Source organism: Serratia sp. NGAS9 (assembly GCF_009905295.1).
In the GTDB taxonomy this organism is placed as follows: Bacteria; Pseudomonadota; Gammaproteobacteria; order Enterobacterales; family Enterobacteriaceae; genus Serratia; species Serratia bockelmannii.
The window spans coordinates 3715447-3740198 of record NZ_CP047605.1; the positions used below are offsets into that span (position 1 = coordinate 3715447).

22 protein-coding genes, 4 tRNA genes and 1 other RNA gene are annotated in these 24752 nt (G+C 61.6%); 17 read left to right on the forward strand and 10 right to left on the reverse strand.

What is annotated here, in order from left to right; genetic code table 11:
- The first annotated feature begins 65 nt into the window (after positions 1-65).
- Positions 66-851, forward strand: coding sequence for a formate/nitrite transporter family protein (locus GUC32_RS17700; RefSeq protein ID WP_043143749.1), 786 nt, complete (start codon positions 66-68; stop codon positions 849-851).
- 67 nt (positions 852-918) lie between these two features.
- Here the strand turns inward: GUC32_RS17700 and gltX are convergent, their stop codons facing one another.
- The gene (gene gltX / locus GUC32_RS17705; protein WP_025303764.1) at positions 919-2334 is read right to left on the reverse strand and encodes a glutamate--tRNA ligase; all 1416 of its coding nucleotides are present in this window, start codon (positions 2332-2334) and stop codon (positions 919-921) included.
- A 294-nt stretch (positions 2335-2628) separates the two neighbouring features.
- Here gltX and GUC32_RS17710 point away from each other — a divergent pair.
- The 9 genes from GUC32_RS17710 to GUC32_RS17750 all read left to right on the forward strand — a co-directional run bounded on the left by GUC32_RS17710 (position 2629) and on the right by GUC32_RS17750 (position 7552).
- Positions 2629-2704: transfer RNA gene (locus GUC32_RS17710), tRNA-Val, on the forward strand.
- A 28-nt stretch (positions 2705-2732) separates the two neighbouring features.
- Positions 2733-2808 (forward strand) — tRNA-Val (locus GUC32_RS17715).
- A gap of 38 nt (positions 2809-2846) precedes the next feature.
- A tRNA-Val gene (locus GUC32_RS17720) sits at positions 2847-2922 on the forward strand.
- 7 nt (positions 2923-2929) lie between these two features.
- A tRNA-Lys gene (locus tag GUC32_RS17725) sits at positions 2930-3005 on the forward strand.
- Between the two features lie 75 nt (positions 3006-3080).
- A non-coding RNA gene (locus GUC32_RS17730) (RtT sRNA) lies at positions 3081-3205 on the forward strand.
- A 207-nt stretch (positions 3206-3412) separates the two neighbouring features.
- Positions 3413-4420: a Fe2+-enterobactin ABC transporter substrate-binding protein gene (fepB, locus tag GUC32_RS17735; protein WP_043143745.1), complete on the forward strand. Its 1008-nt coding sequence runs from the start codon at positions 3413-3415 to the stop codon at positions 4418-4420.
- Positions 4421-4635: 215 nt separating this feature from the next.
- Entirely contained in the window at positions 4636-5691 is a 1056-nt protein-coding gene (gene fepD, locus GUC32_RS17740; RefSeq protein WP_369435357.1) for a Fe(3+)-siderophore ABC transporter permease, read from the forward strand.
- Entirely contained in the window at positions 5691-6728 is a 1038-nt protein-coding gene (gene fepG / locus GUC32_RS17745; protein ID WP_025303767.1) for an iron-enterobactin ABC transporter permease, read from the forward strand. Before fepD ends, fepG begins: the two co-directional genes overlap by 1 nt.
- Positions 6729-6745: 17 nt before the next feature.
- Positions 6746-7552 carry an ABC transporter ATP-binding protein gene (locus tag GUC32_RS17750; protein ID WP_004936408.1) on the forward strand — a complete coding sequence of 269 codons (807 nt, stop codon included), beginning with the start codon at positions 6746-6748 and terminating at the stop codon, positions 7550-7552.
- Between the two features lie 28 nt (positions 7553-7580).
- Here GUC32_RS17750 and GUC32_RS17755 read toward each other — a convergent pair whose 3' ends face one another.
- The 3 genes from GUC32_RS17755 to budA all read right to left on the reverse strand — a co-directional run bounded on the left by GUC32_RS17755 (position 7581) and on the right by budA (position 11808).
- Positions 7581-9167 (reverse strand): ABC transporter substrate-binding protein, encoded by a 1587-nt coding sequence (locus tag GUC32_RS17755; protein ID WP_016926798.1) that lies wholly within the window; start codon positions 9165-9167, stop codon positions 7581-7583.
- A gap of 143 nt (positions 9168-9310) precedes the next feature.
- Entirely contained in the window at positions 9311-10996 is a 1686-nt protein-coding gene (gene alsS / locus GUC32_RS17760) for an acetolactate synthase AlsS (RefSeq protein WP_369435358.1), read from the reverse strand.
- A gap of 32 nt (positions 10997-11028) precedes the next feature.
- Entirely contained in the window at positions 11029-11808 is a 780-nt protein-coding gene (gene budA, locus GUC32_RS17765; RefSeq protein ID WP_049205414.1) for an acetolactate decarboxylase, read from the reverse strand.
- Between the two features lie 450 nt (positions 11809-12258).
- Between budA and GUC32_RS17770 the strand changes: the two genes are divergently transcribed.
- Positions 12259-13161 carry a LysR family transcriptional regulator gene (locus tag GUC32_RS17770; RefSeq protein WP_197837216.1) on the forward strand — a complete coding sequence of 301 codons (903 nt, stop codon included), beginning with the start codon at positions 12259-12261 and terminating at the stop codon, positions 13159-13161.
- Here GUC32_RS17770 and eutC read toward each other — a convergent pair.
- Both eutC and GUC32_RS17780 read right to left on the reverse strand, forming a co-directional pair.
- Positions 13140-13931: an ethanolamine ammonia-lyase subunit EutC gene (gene eutC, locus GUC32_RS17775; RefSeq protein ID WP_043140316.1), complete on the reverse strand. Its 792-nt coding sequence runs from the start codon at positions 13929-13931 to the stop codon at positions 13140-13142. The genes GUC32_RS17770 and eutC overlap by 22 nt on opposite strands.
- Positions 13928-15313, reverse strand: coding sequence for an ethanolamine ammonia-lyase subunit EutB (locus tag GUC32_RS17780; RefSeq protein WP_043140320.1), 1386 nt, complete (start codon positions 15311-15313; stop codon positions 13928-13930). Before GUC32_RS17780 ends, eutC begins: the two co-directional genes overlap by 4 nt.
- A 159-nt stretch (positions 15314-15472) precedes the next feature.
- On the opposite strand from GUC32_RS17780, the gene GUC32_RS17785 reads away from it, so the two are divergent.
- Together GUC32_RS17785 and GUC32_RS17790 are read left to right on the forward strand one after the other, a co-directional pair.
- The gene (locus tag GUC32_RS17785; RefSeq protein ID WP_127146826.1) at positions 15473-16021 is read left to right on the forward strand and encodes a nucleotidyltransferase family protein; all 549 of its coding nucleotides are present in this window, start codon (positions 15473-15475) and stop codon (positions 16019-16021) included.
- Between the two features lie 52 nt (positions 16022-16073).
- Complete coding sequence (locus GUC32_RS17790; protein WP_164068661.1) at positions 16074-16541, forward strand: FlxA-like family protein; 468 nt, start codon at positions 16074-16076, stop codon at positions 16539-16541.
- Between the two features lies 1 nt (position 16542).
- Here GUC32_RS17790 and GUC32_RS17795 read toward each other — a convergent pair whose 3' ends face one another.
- On the reverse strand, positions 16543-17463 hold the full coding sequence (locus tag GUC32_RS17795; protein WP_164064337.1) for a LysR family transcriptional regulator: 921 nt from the start codon (positions 17461-17463) through the stop codon (positions 16543-16545).
- A 96-nt stretch (positions 17464-17559) separates the two neighbouring features.
- Between GUC32_RS17795 and GUC32_RS17800 the strand changes: the two genes are divergently transcribed.
- Positions 17560-18558 (forward strand): bile acid:sodium symporter family protein, encoded by a 999-nt coding sequence (locus GUC32_RS17800; RefSeq protein ID WP_025303778.1) that lies wholly within the window; start codon positions 17560-17562, stop codon positions 18556-18558.
- 27 nt (positions 18559-18585) lie between these two features.
- On the opposite strand, the gene GUC32_RS17805 is transcribed toward GUC32_RS17800, so the two are convergent.
- The 3 genes from GUC32_RS17805 to zipA all read right to left on the reverse strand — a co-directional run bounded on the left by GUC32_RS17805 (position 18586) and on the right by zipA (position 21924).
- Entirely contained in the window at positions 18586-18801 is a 216-nt protein-coding gene (locus tag GUC32_RS17805; protein ID WP_004936441.1) for a DUF3820 family protein, read from the reverse strand.
- Positions 18801-20822 (reverse strand): NAD-dependent DNA ligase LigA, encoded by a 2022-nt coding sequence (gene ligA, locus GUC32_RS17810; protein WP_025303779.1) that lies wholly within the window; start codon positions 20820-20822, stop codon positions 18801-18803. Before ligA ends, GUC32_RS17805 begins: the two co-directional genes overlap by 1 nt.
- 79 nt (positions 20823-20901) lie before the next feature.
- Positions 20902-21924 carry a cell division protein ZipA gene (zipA, locus tag GUC32_RS17815; RefSeq protein WP_369435359.1) on the reverse strand — a complete coding sequence of 341 codons (1023 nt, stop codon included), beginning with the start codon at positions 21922-21924 and terminating at the stop codon, positions 20902-20904.
- A 221-nt stretch (positions 21925-22145) separates the two neighbouring features.
- Here zipA and cysZ point away from each other — a divergent pair, with 221 nt between their 5' ends.
- The 3 genes from cysZ (at position 22146) to ptsH (ending at position 24715) form a co-directional block, all read left to right on the forward strand.
- The gene (gene cysZ / locus GUC32_RS17820) at positions 22146-22904 is read left to right on the forward strand and encodes a sulfate transporter CysZ (protein WP_025303781.1); all 759 of its coding nucleotides are present in this window, start codon (positions 22146-22148) and stop codon (positions 22902-22904) included.
- Positions 22905-23089: 185 nt separating this feature from the next.
- On the forward strand, positions 23090-24058 hold the full coding sequence (gene cysK, locus GUC32_RS17825) for a cysteine synthase A (RefSeq protein WP_004936453.1): 969 nt from the start codon (positions 23090-23092) through the stop codon (positions 24056-24058).
- Between the two features lie 399 nt (positions 24059-24457).
- The gene (gene ptsH, locus GUC32_RS17830; protein ID WP_004936458.1) at positions 24458-24715 is read left to right on the forward strand and encodes a phosphocarrier protein Hpr; all 258 of its coding nucleotides are present in this window, start codon (positions 24458-24460) and stop codon (positions 24713-24715) included.
- Positions 24716-24752 lie beyond the last annotated feature (37 nt).

Genomic DNA, 24752 nt, shown 5'->3' on the forward strand with positions numbered 1-24752 from the left:
GTCGGGCTCCCGAGCGGCATAGACTGCCCGCGCCATAAACTTTATTACTATAAACCGAGTCCGTCATGTCTTTGCATTCACCAAAAGAAATCGCCGCCCTCGCCGTTCAGGCCGGGGTAAACAAAAGCCGCGCCCCTCTCGCTAATCTGTTGATTCTGGGCTTTCTCGCCGGCGCCTTTATCGCCACCGGCTTCCTGCTGGATATTCACGTCATCGGCACCCTGCCGGCTGAATGGGGCTCTTTCGGCGCCCTATTGGGCGCCGCGGTCTTCCCTATCGGTTTGATCCTGACCATTCTGGCCGGCGGCGAACTGCTGACCGGCAACATGATGACCTTGCCGATGGCCTGGTTTGCCCGCGAAATCCCCGCCATCGCCGTGCTGCGCAACTGGTTTTGGGTCACTCTGGCCAACCTGGCCGGCAGCGTGGCCGTCGCGTACTTCTTCGGCCATTTGCTGGGCCTGACCGAAGGCGCGTTCTTGCATAAGACGCTGGCGATCGCGCAGGCCAAAGTGGATGCGGACTTCCTGCACGCCTTCATTTCCGGCGTCGGCTGCAACTGGCTGGTGTGCCTGGCGGTGTGGTTAGCCTTCGCCAGCAAAGATGTGCCGGGCAAAGTGATCGGCATGTGGTTCCCTGTCATGGCTTTTGTCGCCATCGGCTTCCAGCACGTGGTGGCGAATATGTTCATCATCCCGGCGGCCATCTTTGCCGGCGGCATGGGTTGGGAACAGTATCTGCCTAATTTCGTCGCGGTATTTCTCGGCAATGCGCTGGGCGGCGCCGGCTTTGTCGGGCTGATGTATTTCATCGCCTACCGTCCGGGTTTGCCGGCCGGCGAACAAGCCTGACAGCAAGCAATAAAAAAGCCCCGGGATCGCTCCACGGGGCTTTTTCATTTACGGCGTATCAGCCTAATCAGGCCTGGGCTTCACGCTCGGCGATGTAAGCCAGCGCCATATCGATACGCTGCAGCGAGCGCTTCTGGCCGATCGCATGCACGGTCACGTCCATGCCCGGCGACTGGCCGGCGCCGGTCACCGCGACGCGCAGCGGCATGCCGACTTTGCCCATGCCGACACCCAGCTCATCCGCCGTGCCCTGAATGGCGTCGTGCACATTTTCCGGCGTCCAGACGGTGATGGCGGCCAGCTTGGCACGCACCGCTTCCAGCGGCTGACGCGCGACCGGGCGCAGGTGCTTCTTGGCGGCGTCGGCGTCGAACTCGCTGAAGTCTTCGTAGAAGTAACGGCAAGACTCCGCCATCTCTTTCAGCGTCTTGCAACGCTCGCCCAGCAGCTTGACAAGGTCTTTCAGTTCCGGACCGTTGCGGGTTTCAATGCCCAGTTGCTCAACGTGCCATGCCAGATGCACCGCCACTTCTTCCGCCGGCATATGGTTGATGTAGTGGTGGTTCAGCCACTGCAGCTTCTCGGTGTTGAAGGCGCTGGCGGATTTGTTGATCGCTTCCAGCGTGAAGAACTCTTTCATCTCATCGATGGAGAAGATCTCCTGATCGCCATGGGACCAACCCAGGCGCACCAGGTAGTTCAGCAGCGCCTGCGGCAGATAGCCGTCGTCGCGGTATTGCATCACGCCCACGGCGCCGTGGCGTTTGGACAGCTTTTTACCGTCGTCGCCGAGGATCATCGACACGTGCGCATATTCCGGCACCGGCGCACCCAGCGCTTTGAGAATGTTGATCTGGCGTGGGGTGTTGTTGATGTGGTCTTCACCACGGATCACATGGGTGATTTCCATATCCCAGTCATCGACGACGACGCAGAAGTTATAGGTTGGCGAACCGTCGGTGCGGCGGATGATCAGATCGTCCAGCTCCTGGTTGCTGAATTCGATCGGGCCGCGAATTTTGTCGTCGAAGATCACCGACCCTTCCTGCGGATTGCGGAAACGCACCACGTGCGGCTCGTCGTCGGTGTGGCTGCACTGGCTGTCGCGGCAGTGGCCGTCGTAACGCGGCTTCTCGCCATTTTCCATCTGCTTCTCGCGCAGCGCTTCCAGACGTTCCTTGGAGCAATAGCATTTATAGGCCGTGCCCTGCTCCAGCATCTCGTCGATGACCGCGTTGTAGCGATCGAAACGCTTGGTCTGGAAATACGGACCTTCATCCCAATCCAGGTTCAACCAGTTCATGCCATCCATAATTGCGTCGATCGCGTCCTGGGTCGAACGTTCCAGATCGGTATCTTCGATACGCAGAACGAACTCACCGCCCGCATGGCGGCTGAACAACCAGGAATAAAGTGCGGTACGCGCGCCGCCGACGTGAAGATAGCCGGTCGGGCTCGGTGCAAAACGGGTTTTGATTTTCATTGGGTTCACTGCCTTATTACGCAACGCGTGTCGGCGATGGCCGACGATTGCTCGGAATTGAAAAAAGAGTGGACGACATTGTATCACCACGCGCTAATTCCTCAACGCCGACACGATATTGCGCCGGTCGATTTCGCGCGTTTTGCGGCGAGTTTCGCATAGCGTTGCGCAAAGAATCAGCGCTGCTGGCGATAATTATCGCGCCCTGCCTAAATTTGCGGCGAACGATTGAAATCATTTTAAAAAGCGTTGACTCACTTTGAACTATCCCTATAATGCGACTCCAACAAGACGGGGCGATTAGCTCAGTTGGTAGAGCATCTCCTTTACACGGAGGGGGTCGGCGGTTCGAGCCCGTCATCGCCCACCATCTTGTTGAGAAAAATGAGAACGAATGAGGGTGATTAGCTCAGTTGGTAGAGCATCTCCTTTACACGGAGGGGGTCGGCGGTTCGAGCCCGTCATCACCCACCATCATTCTCTCGTTTAGCAGTACCTGGAAGTCCTGAAGTGGGTGATTAGCTCAGTTGGTAGAGCATCTCCTTTACACGGAGGGGGTCGGCGGTTCGAGCCCGTCATCACCCACCACTTCTGCGGGTCGTTAGCTCAGTTGGTAGAGCAGTTGACTTTTAATCAATTGGTCGCAGGTTCGAATCCTGCACGACCCACCAATTCAGAAAAAAGCGCCTTTTGGCGCTTTTTTCGTTTCTGCGCCACCTGACTCTGCCTTTATCTTCTTACTGACATGGCCCACTGAGTCGTGCGGGTGAGATCCTGCGTTCAGGTTCGAGCATCGCGCAGCGATACGACAACGCGCAGCGTTGCCCGTAGGGTGAGGCCACAGGCCGAATCAATCCTGCACGACCCACCAATTCAGGAAAAAGCGCCTTTTGGCGCTTTTTTCGTTTCTGTCCCACCCACTTCCCTTTTCTTCGTATTCTTTCTTTATTCACCACGCGCTGAGATACGAATGGTTATCATTTTGCCGGCTTGAATGGTAAATTAGCGGGCATCCACCACGCAGCCAATCCGCCGCCGGATTGATACGCCTTAGTTCAAGGAAAGAAAGAGCCCGCTCATGACCCTATCCTTACGCCAGCTGTTCATTGTATTTATCGCCACTTCCAGCCTGTTGCTCAGCGGCTGCGGCCCGGACGACAAGAGCGACGAGCAAAAACCGTCCGCCCCTGCTGCCGACAGCAGTTGGCCGCGCACCATCGACAGCGCCAAAGGGAAATTCACGCTGGAAAAACCGCCGCTGCGCATCGTGTCCACCAGCGTCACCATCACCGGTACGCTGCTGGCGATCGACGCCCCGGTGGTCGCCAGCGCCGCCACCAGCCCAAATCCCCTGGTGGCCGATAAACAAGGCTTCTTTACCCAGTGGAGCGAAGTGGCCAAACAGCGCAACGTCGAACGGTTGTATCAGGTGGAGCCCAATGCCGAAGCCGTCGCCGCCGCCGCGCCGGATTTGATCGTCGTCGCCGCCACCGGCGGGGATTCAGCGCTGAAGCTGTACGATCAGCTGTCCGCCATTGCGCCGACGCTGGTGCTCGATTATGGCGACAAAAGCTGGCAACAGCTGGCCAGCGAGCTCGGTGAGATCACCGGTCACGAAGCCGGCGCCAAACAGGCGGAAGATCGTTTCGAACAGCGTGTGGAGCAAGTGAAGCAGGCGATCACCCTGCCGCCACAGCCGACCACGCCGCTGGTGTATGCCGACAACGGCCGCGAGGCCATGCTGTGGACACCGGGCTCCGCCCAGGGCAAGCTGCTGACCCAGCTTGGCTTCCAATTGGCCACCCCGCCGGAAAGCGCCAAAGGCAACGCCAGCATGGGTAAACGCCATGACATCATCCAGATCTCCGGCGAAAAAATGGCCGAAGGCCTGAACGGCAAAACCCTGATCCTGTTCGCCACCAATGAGCGCAAAGTGCAAGAGGTGCTGACCAACCCGTTCCTTAAACATCTGGAGCCGGTGGAACAGCGGCACGTCTATGCCGTCGGCAACGACACCTTCCGCCTCGATTATTACAGCGCCACCAACATGCTGAACCAAATCGAACGGCTGTTCAAAAAACCCTGAGCCACATCGTCGGCAGGCCAGACGCCTGCCGACGCTTTCCGCAAGCGGGGCGATCGTTCACATTCAATCAATTGAAATATCAATAGTTATTAACATCGTCAACGCACCTTTGCCACCAACCGGCGGGTGCATGCGGGCGTAAACTCGTGCTACTATTGCCACCCCGCATGAACGCAAATAACAATGAGAATAAAAATCATACAGGAGTTACCGGTGTGAACGTACCCACTCCGACTGAGCGGACGCTTTCGTCCGCACCGCACGCAGCTTACGCCAGTGGCTTCAAACGCCTCGCCGGGTTCGGTATCGGTTTGGTGCTGTTGCTGCTGTGCATCATTGCCAGCCTGATGCTGGGTTCCAAGGCCATCCCCTTCCATACCGCCTGGCTCAGCCTGCAGGGCGCCGCGAGCGGTTCCGACAGCACCATCATTCTCAACGCCCGGGTGCCCCGTACGCTGGCGGGCATTTTAGCCGGCATGGCGCTCGGCGCCGCCGGCGCGCTGATTCAGGCGTTGACGCGCAATCCGCTGGCCGATCCTGGCGTGCTCGGCATCAACGCCGGCGCCAGCTTCGCCGTGGTCATCGGCATCATGTTTTTCGGCGCCGCCACCACTGAAAGCTATATGGCCTATGCCTTCGTCGGCGCTGCCCTCACCACCCTGCTGGTCTACCTGATCGGCACGCTGGCGGGCGGGCGCATCAACCCGGTGCGGCTGACGCTGGCCGGCGTGGCGATCGGCGCGGTTTTGATCGGCATCACCACCGGGCTGTCGCTGATCGATCCGCAAACCTTCGACCAACTGCGCTTCTGGCAGGCCGGCACGCTGGATATCCGCACGCTGTCCACGCTGCCGGTCACCGCCCCCGCCATTTTGCTCGGCTGCCTGCTGACGCTGCTCATCGCCCGGCCGCTGAATACCATCGGTATGGGGGAAGATTTGGCTATCGCGCTCGGCGCGCGCGTAGTGCTGACTCAGATTGTCGCGGTGATCGCCATCACGCTGCTGTGCGGCGCGGCGACCGCCACCGTCGGCCCAATCAGTTTCATCGGCCTGATGGTGCCGCATATCGCCCGCTGGTGGGTCGGCCCCGACCAGCGCTGGATCCTGCCCTACTCCATGCTGCTGGCGCCGATTTTACTGCTGTGCGCCGACGTGGTCGGCCGCTTGCTGGCGGCCGGTGAACTGCGGGTTTCCATCGTGGCGGCCTTCATCGGCGCGCCGGTGCTGATCTGGCTGGTGCGCCGCAAGAAAACGCTGGGGGGTCTGTGATGAGTCTGCCGCACACGTTGCATATCGGCCGCCCGGACGGCGTCATCAACTGGCGCATGCCGCTGCGCCTGCTGCTGGTCAATCTTTCGCTGCTGGCGTTGTGCCTGGCGATGGCCGTTGCCGCGCTGTGCTACGGCACACTGCAACTTTCGCTGGAACAGGTCTTTGCCGCGCTCAGCGGCGAGGCGCCGAAAAATCTGGTCACCGTGGTCACCCAATGGCGTTTGCCGCGTATTGCCATGGCGCTGTTGTTAGGCGGCGCGCTCGGCATGAGCGGCGCCATCTTCCAGTCGATTATCCGCAACCCGCTCGGCAGCCCGGACGTGATTGGCTTTAACATGGGGGCTTACACCGGCGCGCTGATCGCCATCACCCTGTTCAACGGCGGCTATTACTACATCGCCGGCGGCGCGCTGGCCGGCGGCATTCTCGCCGCGCTGGCCATCTACCTGCTGGCCTGGCGGCAAGGCATCGCCGGCTTCCGGCTGATCATCGTCGGCATCGCCATCAGCGCGGTCTTGGTCTCCACCAATACCTGGCTGATCATCACCGCTTCGCTGGAGCGCGCCATGGACGCCGCCATGTGGCAGGCCGGTTCGCTCAACGGCATGACCTGGCAGAAAGCCCAGCCCGCCACGGCGTTCATCCTGCTGGCGGCCGCGGCCGCGCTGCTGATGGGCAAACGGCTGCAGCTATTGGAAATGGGCGACGACACGGCGCGCGCGCTGGGCGTGAACGCCGAAGGCAGCCGGCTGTGGCTGATGCTGTTCGGCGTTACCCTCACCGCCGCCGTCACCGCCACCGCCGGGCCGATTTCCTTTATCGCGCTGGCGGCGCCGCAGATCGCCCGCCGCCTGGCCGGACAATCCTCGGTCACCCTGACGTCATCGGCGCTGATGGGCGCAGCGCTGCTGCTCAGCGCCGACGTGGTGTCCCAACATCTTTTCGCGCCGATCCAACTGCCGGTCGGGGTCGTGACCGTCTGCATCGGCGGCCTGTACCTGATTTGGCTGCTCATCCGTGAGGCCCGCAGATAATGAAGAGTGATAATGCCATGAGCCACCGCCTGCACGCCTCGCACCTGAAGCTGGGCTACGACAATAAAATCATCGCTGACGATTTGAGCGTGGCGATCCCCGATGGCGCCTTCACGGTGATCGTCGGGCCGAACGCCTGTGGCAAATCGACGCTGCTGCGCGCCCTGTGCCGCCTGCTGAAACCCAGCGCCGGCGAGGTGATGCTGGACGGCAAAAACATCAGCAGCTTCGCCACCAAAGCGCTGGCGCGCGAGCTTGGGCTGCTGCCGCAAACCTCGATCGCACCGGACAGCATTACCGTGGCGGACCTGGTGTCGCGCGGCCGCTATCCGCACCAGAGCCTGTTGAAACAGTGGACGCAGGCCGACAAACAGGCGGTGGAAGCCGCCATGGCGGCCACCAACGTCAGCCAGCTGGCGGATCGCAGCGTCGACGAGCTGTCCGGCGGACAGCGACAGCGCGTCTGGGTGGCGATGGCGTTGGCGCAGCAAACGCCGCTGCTGCTGCTGGATGAACCGACCACCTACCTCGACATCGCGCACCAAATAGAGCTGCTGGATCTGTTCCGCCAGCTCAACCGCGAGCGCGGCCAAACCCTCATCGCGGTGCTGCACGATCTCAACCACGCCTGCCGCTATGCCGATCACATCATCGCCATGCGCGACGGCAAGATCGTGGCTGAGGGGAAACCGGCGGAGATCATTACCGCCGAGCTGGTGGAACGGGTGTTCGGCATGCCATGCATGATCATCGACGATCCGCTGTCCCACACGCCGCTGGTGATCCCGCGCGGCCGCTACCACTGCGACGCGCCGCAGGCATGAAAAAGGCCGGGTTAACCCGGCCTGTGCCTTATTTCTCCAGCGACACCTGCTTGAAGATGTGTTTGCCGAACGGGTCTATTTCGTAGCCTTTCACTTCCTTGCGCACCGGTTCGAAGATGGTCGAGTGCGCGATCATCAGCGCCGGCATCTGATCGTGCATCATCACCTGCGCCTGCTGGTACATCGCCACCCGCTTGGCATGATCGTTCTCTTCACGCGCCTGCAGGATCAGCTGGTCGAACGGCTTGTAGCACCATTTCGCCGAGTTGGAGCCGCCGAGCGAAGCGCAGGTGAACAGCGGGCCGAAGAAGTTGTCTGGATCGCCGTTGGCGGTGGTCCAGCCCATCAGCGCGGTCTGGTGTTCGCCGTTTTTAATCCGCTGCAAATATTCGCCCCACTCGAAGGTGACGATTTTGGCGCGCACGCCGATTTTAGCCCAGTCGGCCTGGATCATCTCCGCCATACGCTTGGCGTTGGGGTTATAGGGCCGCTGCACCGGCATCGCCCATAGATCGATATCGAAGCCCTGCCCCAACCCGGCCTCCTGCAACAGCTGCTTCGCACGCTCCGGCGAATACGGGTAGTCTTCAAGCTGCGCGTTGCTGCCCCATTGGGTCGGCGGCAGCAGGTTCTTGGCCGGCTGGCCGGCGCCGTGGAACACCGCGTCGATGATCGCCGGCTTGTTGACCGCCAGCGCCAACGCCTGGCGCACCTTGACGTTATCCAACGGTTTCTTCTGGGTGTTGAACGCCAGGAAGCCGATATTCAAGCCGGATTTTTCCATTACCTGAAGGTTGCCGTCCTGCCGCATGCGCGCCAGATCCGCCGGATTAGGGAACGGCATCACCTGGCACTCGTTCTTTTGCAGCTTGGCGTAACGCACCGTCGCATCCGGCGTGATCGAAAACACCAGCCGATCGATCTTCGGCTTGCCTTCCCAGTAGCGGTCGAACGCCTTGTAGAGGATTTTCGCGTCTTTCTGGTACTGCACCAGCTGGAACGGCCCGGTGCCGATCGGATCGTTGTCCACCCGCTGCGGCGTGCCGGCCTTCAGCATCGCGTCGGCATATTCCGCCGATAATAGGGTGGCGAAATACATGCCCAGATCGGCGACGAACGGCGCCTCGGCGCGGGAGAGTTCAAAGCGCACGGTGTGGTCATCCACCTTGACGATCCGGTCAATCAGCGTGCCGAACTCCATCGACTCGAAGTTGGTGTAGGCGCCGTTGGAGACCTTGTGATACGGGTTGTTGGCGTCCTTCTGGCGCATAAACGAGAAGATGACGTCATCGGCGTTGAAATCGCGGGTGGGCGTGAAATATTTATTGCTCTGGAATGCCACGCCCTTGCGCAGATGGAAGGTATAGCGCTTGCCGTCTTCGCTCACCTCCCAGCTTTCCGCCAGGCTGGGTTGCAGCTCGACGGTGCCGGGTTTGAAATCCACCAGCCGGTTGTAGATCGCCGCCGAACTGGCGTCTACCGTGGTGCCGGAGGTGAACAGCTGCGGGTTGAAGCCTTCCGGCGAGCCTTCGGAACAGTAGACCAGCGTATTGGCCCGCGCGCCGCCGGCAATCGCCAACGCCAGCAGCCCGATCGTTATTGCTTTTCTTTTCATTGCGCTATCCCCAGTGGTGAAAAAACAGCCCAACGGATAGCAATAAATCATGCAGTTAGCGATGTAAAGGACAAATTCCGCGCATAAAAACGGGCAGGCGCGCAAGCGGCCTGCCCCGGTGAAACGGCGCGAGGATGATGAAATTAAATCATCTGGCTGAAGTTCATCTGCGCCATCAGCTTATAGTTATCGGCGTAGTCGACCGGAATGGCTACCACCACCGGCCCCTGGATCGCCATCGCCTTGCGCAGCATCGGCCGCAGGTCGTCCACCGACTGCACGGCGAAGCCGACCGCGCCGCAGGATTCTGCGTAGGCCTTGAAGTCAATGGGCCCGAACTCCACGCCGGATTTGCGCTGATATTTGTTCACTTCCTGCATTTCCACCATGTTGTAGGCATTATCGACCCAGATCACGTGCACGATGTTGTTTTTCAGCCGCACCGCGGTCTCCAGCTCCATGCTCGACTGCATGAAGCCACCGTCGCCGGAGATTGACACCACCTTGTCGCCGGGGCGCACCAGCGCCGCGCCGATGGCCCACGGCAGCGCCACCCCCATGGTTTGCTGGCCGTTGGAGATCAACAGCTGGCGAGCGCGGAAGCTGTAAAGATAGCGGGCGATCCAGATGTGGAAACTGCCCATGTCCACGCACAGCGTCACGTCGTCACTGACGATGTCCTGCAACTCCTTGACGATGCGCAGCGGGTGGATCGGCATGCCGCCGCGGCGTGCGGCGCGCTCCGCCAGTTCAGTGCGCTGGCGGCCAAGATCGGTGAGGATCAGCTCCACCTCCGGCGGCACGCAGACCGCCTCACTGAATGCTTCGGTCATCATGTTCAGCGTAGCGCTGATGTTGCCCACCAGCTCGACGTCCGGCCGATAGCAGGTATCGATATCCGCCGGCAGCACGTCGAGATGCACCAGCTTCAGCCGCCCGTGGCTGTTCCACATGCAGGGATCGTATTCGATCGGATCATAACCGACGCTCACCACCAGATCGGCCTTCTGCAGCAGCTGATCGGCCGGCTGGTTGTTAAACAGGCCGACGCGGCCGGCGAAACGGGCAAAGTGGTTGACGTCGATCACCCCCGCCGCCTGATAGGTGCCGACCACCGGCATATGGGTGCGGTACAGCAGATGGCGCACCGCCTCGCTGTTCTCCGGCCGGCTGGCCTGCAGGCCGAGCAGCAATACCGGGCATTTGGCCTGGCGGATCAGTTTCACCGCCGCCTGAATGTCGTCTGCCGCGGCGGCCCCCATGCGCGGCAAGCGGCAGCCGGCCAGCACCGGCGCGCTGACCGGTTCATTGACGATATCCATCGGCAGGCTGACGAACGACGCCCCCGGCCGGCCGAACTCGGCGCGGCGGAAGGCGTTGGCGATCACCTCGGAAATCGCCGAACCGGCATGCACTTCGGCGCAATACTTGGTCACCGGCCGGAACATGCTGACGGTATCCATGCTCTGGTGCGTCTGCTTCAGGCTGTCGGCGCGCTTCACCGCCCCGCCGAAGGCCACTACCGCGTCCCCTTCCGAGGTGGCGGTCGCCAGCCCGGTGATCAGGTTGGAGCTGCCCGGCCCGGAGGTGACCAGCGCCACCCCGGCCTTGCCGGTCAGGCGGCCGACCGCCGCCGCCATAAAGGCCGCGTTGGCCTCATGCCGCACCACCACCGTTTCGATCGACGGCGCGTCCTCCAGCGAGTCGAACACTCGGTCGATCTTGGCGCCCGGAATGCCGAAAACGTGTTTGACGCCCTGCGCCTCCAGGTTTTTCACCACCAAATCGGCGCCGCATTGCCAGTCATTGCCTGTTTTTTCCTGTGCCATGGTTCCACCTCCTAAGAAAACAATCGCCGGGGTTAGCCCTCGGCGGAACGAATCGCGCGGTCCAAATCCTCTGGGCAGAGGTTGGCGCGCAAGAAATCCGCATCATGCGGCAACTGAAGATTGAGACGCGTGATGACGCCGAACTGCAAACGGCCATGATCGAGCTGGTAGTCCAGTACGTGGCCGCCGCCGCTGCGGTCGTCGGTAACGAAGTGTTCGTGATAGCCGGCCACGCCGATGCCCTGCATGTAATCCGGCGAGCGGAAGCCGACCAGCGTGCCGCGCCGCTGATGGAACGAGAAGGTCGGCTGCTCTTCTATCGCTTCCAGCATTGGGCGGTAAGGCCGTTCCTGACGCGGTACGGTGCGGGTTTCGACATGGCTGAACTCACCGTCCACCCGCACCGCGCAGAACAGGTTCGGCGAGGCGACCTGTTCGTCGATGCACTGGTGCAGCTGTGCCTTGGTGATCGGCCGGTCGAATTGCTGGCTGACGCTGGGCTGGAAAAAGGTGACGACGGCGAAGGGGGTTTTCTGTTGCAGGCCGGCCGGCCGGGCGCTGCCGTCGGCGCGCAGCTGGTGTATTTCCCGATCGAAAGCGATCAGTTCACCGTCCAGATGATTGAAGGTGCCGAGGCCGAAGTTGCCGTGTTTGAGCAACTCGGCAATGGTGGTTTCGCCCTCGTAGACCCCGTCGATGAGCGCGCTCATCAGCGAGATTTGATAGATTTCGCCCTCCCCGGCGTTGATCGACTGCCTGGCAAAACCCTGCGCCAAATGGCGTGCACAGGAACACCCGTGTTTTTCGTTCATGACTAACTCCTCCACCAGCGCGGGATCGCGGTTCCGCGCGTTCAAAAGACCCACCGACGGCGGGCCAAGATGCCTCTCAGGCGCGTTCATCAATTGGAACGATTCAGCCTGAGGCGACAAAAAAACCGGCACGGCTGGCCGGCCGATATCCAGAGTCAACAGCATGATGAGTGAAAGTAAAGGCTCACTAATCATTAATGCTGGATCGGATATCAAATTGAACGGTTAATCTGGTGTTGGAGCGACTATCAACTCCGCAGGCGGCTCGCGCAGCCTGGGAAAAACATCTGTTATTTAGTGCTAAGCGCCGCGAGGTTTATGCGTTTTCTCTCTATACGGCCGGGATAAGGCGGCGTTGAAGCCCGTCGTCAACCCGCAGCCAGAGTAGCCGCCGCGCCGCCGGCAGAGAAGCGGGTATTCATAAGAAACGCTTTTGCATATAATGCAAAAATGAATGACGCCCGCTATGTAGAACATCTGCCAATTTTTCTCGACGTGGCCCACCTGGGCAGCTTTTCCGCCGCCGCGCGCCAGCTGGGTATGGTGCCTTCTTCGCTGGTGCGCCATATCGATGCGCTGGAAAGCGCGCTCGGCGCGACGCTGTTCGTGCGCTCCACCCGCGGCCTGTTGCTGACCGACGCCGGCGAGCTGCTGCTGGCACGCGCCGCCGCGCTGATGACGGACATTACCGGCATTCGCGCCGAGCTGAACGCGCTGAACGAAACGCCGCAGGGCACGCTGCGCATCAGCTGCCTGCCGACCTTTGGCAAAACCTATGTGCTGCCGCTGCTGCCGACGCTGGCGGAACGTTACCCGCAGCTGTGGGTCGATCTCGATCTGACCGAACGCCAGACCGATCCGACCCAGGAACGGCTGGACGCCGCCATCCGCATCGGCGAGCAGAAGGACAGCGCGCTGTACGCCAGCCGCATCGCCACCCAACGCTGGGTAATGTGCGCCAGCCCCGCCTACGTCGCCCGCTATGGTCTGCCGGCCGATCTGGAAGCGCTGCCACAGCATCGGCTGATCGCCCGCTACCACAAGCAGCAGCCGGCCTGCTGGGCGCAGATCCTCGACGCGGCGCTGATGAGCCGCTGCACCATGGCGCTGCGCTGCGACGACTTCACCGCGCAGCGTCAGGCCGCACTGCTCGGGCTCGGCATCGCCTTTCTGCCCAACTGGGTGGTGGGGCCGGACGTGCAGCACGGGCAACTGGTGCAAATGCTGGAAGATCCGCGCCATGAGCAGCAAGGCATCTATCTGCTGCGCCCGATGGCGAAGGTGTCCGCCCGGCTGGCGGCCTTCACTGCCCTGCTGCAGCAAACCATCGGTCAGCCGCCCAGCTGGGGGTAAAGCGGCGTCACTCGTCCATGCAGGGCCGGGTTGTCGCTCTCGTCCTTCAGCTCGATGCCGCTCAGCCGCCGCTGGAACGCCTGCTCCAGCAGCCAGGCCAGGCGGAACGCCGCCTGCGGGTAATCCAGCCCCTCGGGCCGTACGTTGGAAATACAGTTGCGCTCGGCGTCCGTTCTGCGCGCGCTCGGTCCCCAGGTCAAATAGATGCCCAGACTGTCCGGCGACGACAGCCCCGGCCGTTCGCCGATCAGCATCGCCACCGCCCGAGCCTGCAGGCATTCACCGATCTCATCCCCCAGCGCCACCCGCGCCTGATGCGCCAGCACCACCGGTGCCACGGTCAGCCCCAGCGTATCGAGATAGGGCCGCAGCGCTTGCAGCAACGGCAGCGCCTGGCGGTGCACCGCCTTGGAGGAGAGGCCGTCCGCCACCGCCAGCAGCAGATCGACGCGGCGCGGCGGTAAACCAAGCAGCAGGCTGCGGCTATCCGGCGCCAATCGCCGCCCCAGATCCGGACGGCGCAGGTAGGCGGCGCGGTCGCCAGCCTGGCTGTGCACCGCCAGCGTGGGCCAACCGGCATCGTGCAGATCCGCCGCCAGCCGCTCGCTGTCGAAAGGCTGATGCACCGCGTCGCGCGCCTGGGCATGGGCCAGGCCGAAGCGCAGCAGCTCGTCGGTCGGCAGACTGGCGCCGGTGCGCCCCAGCGCGATGCGCGCGTCGGTAAAGGCGCGCAGCGCATCCCAACTGTTGACGTGAACCGGTTTGCTCATGTCCGTTCTCCCTGCAGCGCCAGCAACAGCGGGTGATTGGCGGCGGCGTCGCGCAGCCGCCCGCGTTCGTCGGTGATGTTCATCGCCGCCAGCCAGGCGGCGAACTCCGGCGCGTGCTTCAGCCCCAGCAGCTCTCGGATATAGAGCGCGTCGTGGAACGAGGTGCTTTGGTAGTTGAGCATGATGTCATCCGCGCCCGGTACGCCGATCAGGAACGTCAACCCGGCGGCGGCCAATAGCGTCAGCAGCGTGTCCATGTCGTCCTGATCGGCTTCGGCATGGTTGGTGTAGCAGACGTCGCAACCCAGCGGCAGGCCGAGCAGCTTGCCGCAGAAGTGGTCCTCCAGCCCAGCGCGGATAATTTGTTTGCCGTCATACAGGTATTCGGGGCCGATAAACCCCACCACGGTGTTGATCAGCAGCGGTGAGAAATGGCGCGCCACCGCATAGGCACGCGCCTCACAGGTCTGCTGATCGACGCCGTGATGCGCGTTAGCCGACAGGCAGCTGCCCTGCCCGGTTTCGAAGTACATCACGTTATCGCCCAACGTGCCGCGCTTGAGGCTCAGCGCCGCCTGCTGCGCCTCCGCCAGCAGCGCCAGACTGATGCCGAAACCGCGATTGGCCGCTTCGGTACCGGCGATCGACTGAAACACCAGATCCACCGGTGCGCCGCGCTCCATCAGCCGCAGCGTGTTGGTCACGTGGGTCAGCACACAGGATTGGGTGGGAATGGCGAAGCGCTGGATCACGTCGTCCAGCATGTAGTTGAGCTTTTCCAGCAGCGGCAGGCTGTCGCTGGCCGGATTGATGCCAACCACCGCGTCGCCGCTGCCGTACAGCAGGCCGTCCAGCATGCTGGCGGCGATGCCCTGCAGGCTGTCGGTCGGGTGATTGGGCTGCAGCCGCACGCTAAGGTGGCCCGGCAGGCCAATCGTATTGCGAAAGCGCGTCACTACCCGGCACTTCTTCGCCACCAGGATCAGATCCTGATTGCGCATGATCTTGCTCACCGCCGCTGCCATCTCCGGCGTAATGCCGGCGGCCACCTGCGCCAGCATGGCGCTGTCGGCCTGCTCGCTCAGCAGCCAGTCGCGAAAATCGCCGACCGTGAGGTGCGAGATGGGCTCAAAAGCGGCGGCATCGTGATTATCGATAATCAGGCGCGTCACCTCGTCCTGCTCGTACGGCACCAGCGTCTGCTGCAGGAACGCCTTGAGCGGCAAATCCGCCAGCGCGATACGCGCCGCCATACGCTCTTCGGCGCTTTGCGCCGCCACCTCCGCCAGATAATCGCCGGAACGCGCAGGCGAAGCCTTCGCCATCAGCTGACGCAGATCGCCAAAGCGATAGCCGCGTTGGCCCACCGTTGCCTGATACATAGCCCCCTCCCTTGCCCCGAGTGACGAGATAACAGCCCTGCACCAAGTGTAGTCAGTGGGAAAAGAAAATTATTTTGCACGCGATCGCCGCCATCACGCCTCTCCCCATTTCACCCGCCGTCGCTTCAGGTTACAGTAGCCGCGAAAACAGGAGGGGTGATGGATCCGCAACGGCAAATTATCGACTGGCTGCAACAAGATAACGCGCGCATGGCCGCCCTGCGCACCGTGCGCCGGCTCGGCCTGAATGACTGGTGCCTCGGCGCCGGCTTCGTACGCAACCTGGTGTGGGATCGGCGCCACGGCTATAGGGAGCCCACGCCGCTCAACGATATCGACGTGATCCACTTCGATGCGCAGCGTGCGGACGCCGAACGCGATCGCATGCTGGAGGCGCGGCTGCAACAGTGGCTGCCGCAGCCGTGGTCGGTCAAGAACCAGGCGCGCATGCACCTGCGCGGCGGCCGGGCGCCCTACCGCAACAGCGAAGAGGCCATCAGCTTCTGGACCGAAGTGGAAACGGCGATCGGCGCGCGCCTGAACGCCGACGACAGCATCACCCTGGTGGCCCCCTTCGGGCTCGCGGCGCTGTTCGACGACACCATTACCTTCAACGTGAAAAACGGCGATCGCGCGGCCTATGCCCAGCGCGTGCTCGACAAAGGCTGGCTGTTGCGCTGGCCGCGTCTGCGGCAGGTAAAGATTTAGCCGCCGCTGCCGATACCCTGATCAGCGATATACCGACTCAGGGAGAGCATCCATGTCGACCACCATCACCATGATCGTACCGATCAAAAATACCGTTCCCGGCGTCAGCAACGTCTTTAGCGCGCCGGGCCATCAGGGCGAATTGCTGATGGCCAAACCGGTCAACAACCAGCCGCAAGGCGGCAAGATGGAGAAAAACGAACGCGCCAACGGCAATGACGAACCGGTTAACCTCAATGAAAGCCGCGCTTCGGCGCGCATCAAGGCGCTGAACCGGCAGATTCAGGCGCTGCAGCAAAAGCTGGTGGAACTGAAGGACTCCAGCGCCGACCCCAAAGAGATCGAAAAGCAGAAACAGCTGATCGAAGCGCAGATCAAGATGTTGCAGGCCGAGATCGCGCGCATCCAGAAAGAAGAAATGGAAAAGCAGCAGCAGGAGCAAATGGAAAAAGCCGCGGCGCAATCCGGCGACGGCGTAAACCGCCCAACGCCGCTCAACGCGGTGGACGTCTATATCTGAGTCAATATGCCGCGTTTTCCCGCCGGCGCTGTTGCAGCAGCGCCGCCTGCTGACGCGCCACCTGCCAGATGGCCTCCGCCGCCGGCGTCAGTGAGCGGTTCTTGCGCCGCACCAGCATCAGCGCGCGGTTAATTTCCGGCACCAGCCGCCGCACCCGGAGCCGCCCCCCTTCCGGCAACGGCAGCGCCAACGCCGGGAAAATGCTGATGCCAATCCCCTCCGCCACCATCGGGAACAGCGTGGCCGGATGGCCGATTTCCTGCACCACCTGCGCCTCCACGCCCTGCTGTCTCAGCGCACTGTCGATCAGCGGCCGGCTGCCCGACGCATAATCCTGCAACACCAGGCGGCAACCGTTCAACGCCGACCAACGCACCGCCGGCTGCGCAGCGAACGGATGATCGTCGCGGCACAGCAACAGGAAAGGTTCATGCAGCACCGCTTCGCACTCCAGATCCACCGCCTGTACCGGATCGACCACGATGCCGAAATCCACCTCGGCGTTGCGCACGCTGTGCAGCACCTGCTGCTGCGCCTGATCGCGCAGCATGATGCGGATCTCCGGGTATTCACGCTCGCCGGCGGCGATGCACTGCGGCATCAGATGGGCGGAAATGGTCTGGCTCGTCGCCACCCGCACCGTGCCGCTGCGCTGTACGCCAAAGCTGCGCGCATCCAGCAACGCGGCCTGCAGCTCGTCCAGCAGCCGTTCGACCCGGTTGGCTAGCCGCAGGCCGGCGTCGGTCAACGCCACCTCACGCGTGGTGCGATCCAGCAGGCGCACGCCGACCTCCGCCTCCAGCTCTTTCACGCTGTGGCTGACCGCCGATTGCGTCAGGCCGATCGCCTCCCCGGCGCGGCTGAAGCTGCCGTGGCGGGCGATGGCGACGAACACCCGCAGCTGTTTGAGTGAGTAATTCATGTGTTTTATTCATGGATGAATTAAATAAATCAATTTTATTATTATATGCCCGCGCGGGAGAATAGCCCCATCGATTTTCTACCCGAGCGCATCGCCATGAGATTCCTGCCCGATCGTTTTACCCTGACGCTGATCGCCACCGTGCTGCTGGCGTCGTTCCTGCCGGCGCGCGGCGAGTTCGTCGGCTGGCTCAACGCCCTGACCATCGCCGCCATCGCCCTGCTGTTTTTCATGCACGGCGCCAAGCTGTCGCGCGAGGCCATCCTGGCCGGCAGCAATAACTGGCGGCTGCATCTGTGGGTGATGTTCAGCACCTTCATCATTTTCCCGGCGCTGGGGATGCTGTTCGCCTGGTGGGCGCCGATCGACGTCAGCCCCGAACTGTACGCCGGTTTCATCTACCTGTGCATTCTGCCCGCCACCGTGCAGTCGGCCATCGCCTTCACCTCGCTGGCGGGCGGCAACGTCGCGGCGGCAGTGTGCAGCGCTTCCGCCTCCAGCCTGCTCGGGATCTTCGTATCGCCGCTGCTGGTCGGCCTGTTGATGAACGTGCACGGCGATACCGGCGGCCTGCGGCAGGTCGGTTCGATCGTGCTGCAGCTGCTGGTGCCGTTTGTCGCCGGCCACCTGCTGCGACCGCTGATCGGCGGCTGGATCGAGCGCCATCGGCCGCTTATCGGTAAAACCGACCAGACCTCGATTCTGCTGGTAGTGTACGCCGCCTTCAGCGAGGCGGTGACGCACGGCATCTGGCATCAGGTGGGGATCGGTTCGCTGGCGTTTATCGTCGGCGGCAGCATCGTGCTGCTGGCGATCGTGCTGGTGGTGAACACTTACATGGCGCGTTGGCTGGGGTTCAGCAAAGCGGACGAGATCACCATCGTATTCTGCGGTTCGAAGAAGAGCCTGGCGAACGGCATTCCGATGGCCAATATCCTGTTCCCGGCGGCGACGGTGGGGATCATGGTGCTGCCGCTGATGGTGTTTCATCAGGTGCAGCTGATGACCTGCGCAGTGCTGGCCAAAAGATACCAGCGCAAGCAGCGAGCGCAACAGGCGGTGCCCAACGCCAACGCACAGGCGTCGCGCGGGTAAAAAAAAGACGGGCCAAGGCCCGTCAGTTCAGCTTTTCTTCAGCGGCTTGACCAGGTGGTCAAGCCCTTCGATTTTAATCGCCAGCGTCATCTCCATCAGCATGCCGAGCTTGCCTTTGGGGAATTCGCCCTTGCGGGCGAACCACAGCAGGTACTCTTCGGGCAGATCGATCAGCACCCGCCCTTGGTACTTGCCGAACGGCATCACTGTATTGGCGATCTCCAGCAGGTTTTCTTTTTCCATCACTCACCCAGCAAGCGGATCATCTCCGCTTCGTCGATCACGGCGATACCCAGCTCCTGCGCCTTCGCCAGCTTGGAACCGGCCGCCTCACCGGCGATCACCAGATCGGTTTTCTTCGACACGCTGCCGCTGACCTTGGCGCCCAGCGCCGTCAGGCGATCTTTGGCCTCGTCGCGCGACAGCTGGCTCAGCGAGCCGGTCAGCACCACGGTTTTGCCGGCGAACGGGCTGTCTATCTCTTCCGCCGCCACCACCACCGGCGCCGGCCAGTGGATGCCGATCTCGGCGCCCACCAGCTCGTTGATCACCTGCTGATTGAGCGCTTCATCGAGGAAATTGCGGGTGTGTTTGGCCACCACTTCGCCGACGTCCGGCACCTCTTTCAGCGCCTCGATGTCAGCGGCGAACAACTTCTCGAGCGATCCGAAATGCGCCGCCAGGTTGGCGGCGGTCGCTTCGCCGACCTCGCGAATGCCGAGCGCATACAGGAAGCGGGCGAAGGTGGTCTGTTTGGATTTCTCCAGCGCATTGACCAGGTTCTGCGCCGATTTCGGCCCCATGCGATCCAGACCGGTCAGAATGCCGGCGGACAGCCGGAACAGATCGGCCGGGTTCTTCACGTACTCCTTGTCCACCAGTTGCTCGATGATCTTGTCGCCCATGCCTTCAACGTCCAGCGCGCGGCGGGAAACGAAATGCTTCAACGCCTCTTTGCGCTGCGCGCCGCAGATAAGACCGCCGGTGCAGCGCGCCACGGCTTCGCCTTCCACGCGCTCAACGTCGGAGCCGCACACCGGGCAGTGCAGCGGGAACACCACTTCGCGCGCATCCTGCGGCCGGCGGTCTTCCAGCACCCCCACCACCTGCGGGATCACGTCGCCGGCACGGCGCACGATCACCGTATCGCCGATGCGCAGCCCCAACCGCTCAATTTCATCGGCATTGTGCAAGGTGGCATTGCTGACGGTCACCCCGGCCACCAACACCGGCTCAAGGCGGGCCACCGGCGTAATCGCGCCGGTGCGGCCAACCTGAAACTCCACTTCGCGCACCACGGTGATCTGCTCCTGGGCCGGGAATTTGAACGCCGTCGCCCAACGCGGTGCTCGCGCCACAAAGCCCAGCGTTTCCTGCAGATCGATGTCGTCAATCTTGATCACCACGCCGTCGATGTCGAAACCGAGCTGTGCGCGGTCCTGCTCGACCTGACGATAAAACGCCAGCACTTCCTCGCTGCCGGTGCGGCGCTGGGCGCGATCGCTAACCGGCAGGCCCCAGGCCTTGAACTGCATCAGGCGCTCAAAGTGGCTGCGCGGCAGCTCGCCGCCTTCCAGCAGGCCGACGCCGTAGCAGAAGAAGGTCAGCGGCCGTTTAGCGGTAATGCGCGGATCGAGCTGGCGCAGCGAACCGGCGGCGGCGTTGCGCGGATTGGCAAACACCTTGCCGTCTTTGCGCCGCGCCTCTTCGTTCATCTGTTCAAAACCGGCCTGCGGCATGAACACTTCGCCGCGCACTTCCAGCCGGCGAGGGATGTTGTCGCCGGTCAGGCGCAGCGGGATGGCGCGAATGGTACGCACGTTGGTGGTGATGTTCTCCCCGGTGGTGCCATCGCCGCGCGTCGCCGCGCGCACCAGTTCGCCGTCTTCATACAGCAGGCTGACCGCCAGGCCATCCAGCTTCAGTTCGCAGCAGAAGGTCAGCGGATCGCTGCTTTTGAGCCTGTCCTGCACGCGCTTGTAAAACGCCAGGAAACTTTCTTCGTCGAACACGTTGTCCAGCGACAGCATCGGCACTTCGTGACGCACCTGGTCGAACGCCGCAAGCGGCGCCGCGCCCACGCGCTGGGTCGGCGAATCGGCGGTGATCAGCTCCGGATGCGCGCTCTCGAGCTCGCGCAGCTCACGCATCAGGCGGTCATATTCCGCATCCGGCACTTCCGGCGCATCCAGCACATGATACTGGTATTCATGATGGCGCAATGTGGCTCGTAGTTGATTGATTTGTTGGATTATCGATTCCATGGCTCACCATCAAAGATAAAAAACCCCCGGCTAGCGGGGGCTTTGTTGTTACGGATGTTCAGTGCGCGCGGCAACCCGGTCAGGCGTTGTTTTCCAACACTTCACGGATACGCGCTTTGTAGGTTTCCAGCTTCTGCGGCGTCATCATGCGGCGCTCGTCGTCCAGCACCACGCCGCCCACGTCGTCGGCGATGCGCTGCGCCGACTGCAGCATCAGCTTGAAGTTCTGATTGGCGTCGCCGTAAGACGGCACCATCATGAACATCGACACGCCCGGCGTGGAGAAATCGGACATCATGTCAGGATCGAACGACCCCGGCTTGACCATGTTCGCCAGGCTGAACAGTACCGGGCCGCTGCCGGCCGGGCTGATATGGCGGTGGAAGATGCCCATCTCGCCAAACTGGAAGCCCGCCTGCAACACGCTCTGCAGCAGCACTTCGCCGCCGATCACGCCGCCCTGATGGGCCGCGACGTGCAGCACCAGCACGGTCTCTTTCAGCTTAGCCTGAATTGGCGCAGCCGCAGGCTGCGGTGCAGGTTCCGGCGCAGGCTTCACTTCCGGCGCTTGCTGCACAGGAGCCGGTTCGGCGTGGAATGCCGGTTCTGCCCCCTGCGGCGCCTCATGTTCATGCGGCAGATCGTCGACGCGCGGCTCACGGCGCACGGCCGGTTGCGGTTGCTGCGGTTCGGCCTGTTCTTCGTCCGGCGCGTAGTTGTTCAGCAGGATATCATCATATTCATATTCCGGCCGCTGAGACAGCGGAGGCGGCGTCTGATGGGCAGCCGGCTGAACGGCGTGGGGCGCTGGCGCAGCCGCCGGAGCGGGCTTCGGCGCGGCCACGGGTTCTTCGCGTGCGGCATCGAAATGGCCGAATGACGGCTCGTCTTGCGGGTGAGCGGCGCGTACGCGCACCTCACCGACGCCTTCTTCGAGATCGTCGATCGGAGTTTGTTCACGTTCCTTTTGGGAACGTTTGGCTGGGCGATCGCGGAAGAGCGCTGACCGTTCTTTGCGACTGGTCCACAGACCGTGCAATAACAGCGCTATTATGGCGATCGCGCCAACAACGATTAATATCAGACGCAAATCCTGCATCATTGCTATCTCTGTTGTTCCAATACATTGCCACCGCGGCAAACATTCACTCTTTAACTCTATTTGCCCGCGCACACAAGTGCAAGTCCGTGCTGAACTTTATGCCAATAAAGATGATTATACTGCCTTTTTCTGCTGGTTTTTCAGCCAACCCTACCCTAGCCAGTGGAAAATCATCCCTATATGATAATGATGCCTGTTCAGACAACGAGATAACTTAAGATATGTCCTATACGCAGCTCCCTTCCCGATCGACCAGCGGCATTCACTATTTCGCCGAAGGCTGGCGCCTGATTTCGCGCCCGGGGATTAAACGCTATGTGGTCCTGCCGTTGCTGGTCAACGTGCTGCTGATGGGCTCCGCTTTCTGGTGGCTGTTCAGCCGGCTTGGCGATTGGATCCCGGCGATGATGAGCCACGTTCCCGACTGGCTGCAATGGTTGAGCTACCTGCTGTGGCCGCTGGCGGTCATTTCGGTGCTGCTGGTGTTCAGCTATCTATTCAGCACTATCACCAATCTGATCGCCGCGCCGTTCTGCGGCCTGCTGGCCGAGCAGCTCGAAGGCAGCCTGACCGGCAAACCGCTGCCGGACACCGGCCTGCTCGGCATCGCCAAAGATCTGCCGCGCATCATGGCGCGCGAATGGCGCAAGCTAATGTATTACCTGCCGCGCGCGCTGCTGCTGCTGGCGCTGTACTTCGTGCCCGGCATCGGCCAGACGGTGGCGCCGGTGCTGTGGTTCCTGTTCAGCGCCTGGATGCTGGCGATCCAGTATTGCGACTACCCGTTCGACAACCACAAGGTGAGCTTTGCCGACATGCGCCGCGCTTTGCGCCAGCACAAAACCGACAATCTGCAGTTCGGCGCGCTGGTCAGCCTCTTTACCATGATCCCGATCCTCAACCTGGTGATCCTGCCGGTCGCCGTCTGCGGCGCCACCGCGATGTGGGTCGATCGTTATCGCACGCAATTCGTCCGATAATCGCCGTTTTTTACCGCCGACAGCGCGGGAATTTTCGACAGGGCGCGCATTTCGCGCCCTTATCATTGTGCTTAAAACTTATTTCCTAATAACATATAGATATACCAATTCTTTACTTCCCTGCCGGTACTGTTAGCGTATGCTTTCGATGTTCCCCACATTTTCATAGAGTTAAAGGACGGGCTATGAGCAAGATATATGAAGACAACTCATTAACAATCGGCCATACGCCGCTGGTTCGTCTGAACCGTATCGGCAACGGACGCATTCTGGCCAAGGTTGAATCACGCAACCCGAGCTTCAGCGTCAAATGCCGCATCGGTGCCAATATGATTTGGGATGCGGAACAACGCGGCGTGCTGACCGCCGGCAAGGAACTGGTGGAGCCGACCAGCGGCAACACCGGCATCGCGCTGGCCTTCGTCGCCGCTGCGCGCGGTTACAAGCTGACGCTGACCATGCCGGAAACCATGAGCATCGAGCGCCGCAAGCTGCTCAAGGCGCTGGGCGCCAATCTGGTGCTGACCGAAGGGGCGAAAGGCATGAAAGGCGCCATCGCCAAAGCCGAAGAGATCGTCGCCACCGATCCGAACCGTTACCTGATCCTGCAGCAGTTCAGCAACCCGGCCAACCCGGCCATCCATGAAAAAACCACCGGCCCAGAAATCTGGGAAGACACCGATGGGGAAGTCGACGTGTTCATCTCCGGCGTCGGCACCGGCGGCACATTGACCGGCGTCAGCCGCTACATCAAGAACACCAAAGGCAAGGCCATCACCACCGTGGCGGTCGAGCCGACCGACTCGCCGGTCATCAGCCAGGCGCTGGCCGGTGAAGAGCTGAAACCGGGCCCGCACAAGATCCAGGGCATCGGCGCCGGCTTCATTCCGGGCAACCTCGATCTTGACCTGGTGGATCGCGTCGAGAAAGTCTCCAACGACGAAGCCATCAGCATGGCGCGTCGTCTGATGGACGAAGAAGGCATCCTGGCGGGCATCTCCTCCGGCGCAGCGGTCGCGGCGGCGGTGAAACTGGCCGAAGAACCGGCGTTCGCCGACAAGACTATCGTGGTCATCCTGCCCTCTTCCGGCGAACGTTATCTCAGCACCGCGCTGTTCGCCGATCTGTTCACCGAGCAGGAATTGCAGCAGTAATTCCGCAACTGCACAAATCGCTAAAAAAGCACCCTGCGGGGTGCTTTTTTGTGGACTGGATCAAACTTTATAGCAGTCCAAGATTGCTTTTGCCCGTCGCCTTTAGTATTTAACGTTGCATTATTTCGATGCGCAAAATTAATCACTCTCCGAGCACGGTCAAGGCTGAATCGATTTACTCATCTGTCGCCGACGCGGCGAATCGGGCATAATGGGGAGCGGATTGGAACGACGTCTAAAGCCGAGTTTTTTGATCTGAAGTGCCTAACGCGTCGTTTTCTGTTGCATCAACGTTCGCCCCTGTCCATAGTCAGGCGCTATAACCAGACAAGTTAAAGTCAGGCCCCTGGGCTAAACTTTAACTCCACAACATTAATCCAATAAGTTGGGGAAACATCAATGTTCCAGCAAGAAGTTACTATTACCGCTCCGAATGGTCTGCATACTCGCCCTGCCGCTCAGTTCGTTAAAGAAGCCAAAGGCTTCACGTCTGACATCACCGTGACCTCCAACGGCAAAAGCGCCAGCGCTAAAAGCCTGTTCAAACTGCAAACTCTGGGGCTGACTCAAGGGACCGTAGTGACCATCTCAGCTGAAGGTGAAGACGAGCAGAAAGCCGTTGAGCACTTGGTAAAACTGATGGCAGAGCTTGAGTAATCGGCCCGTCTTTTTAGTTAACACCAGTCAAGAGTAA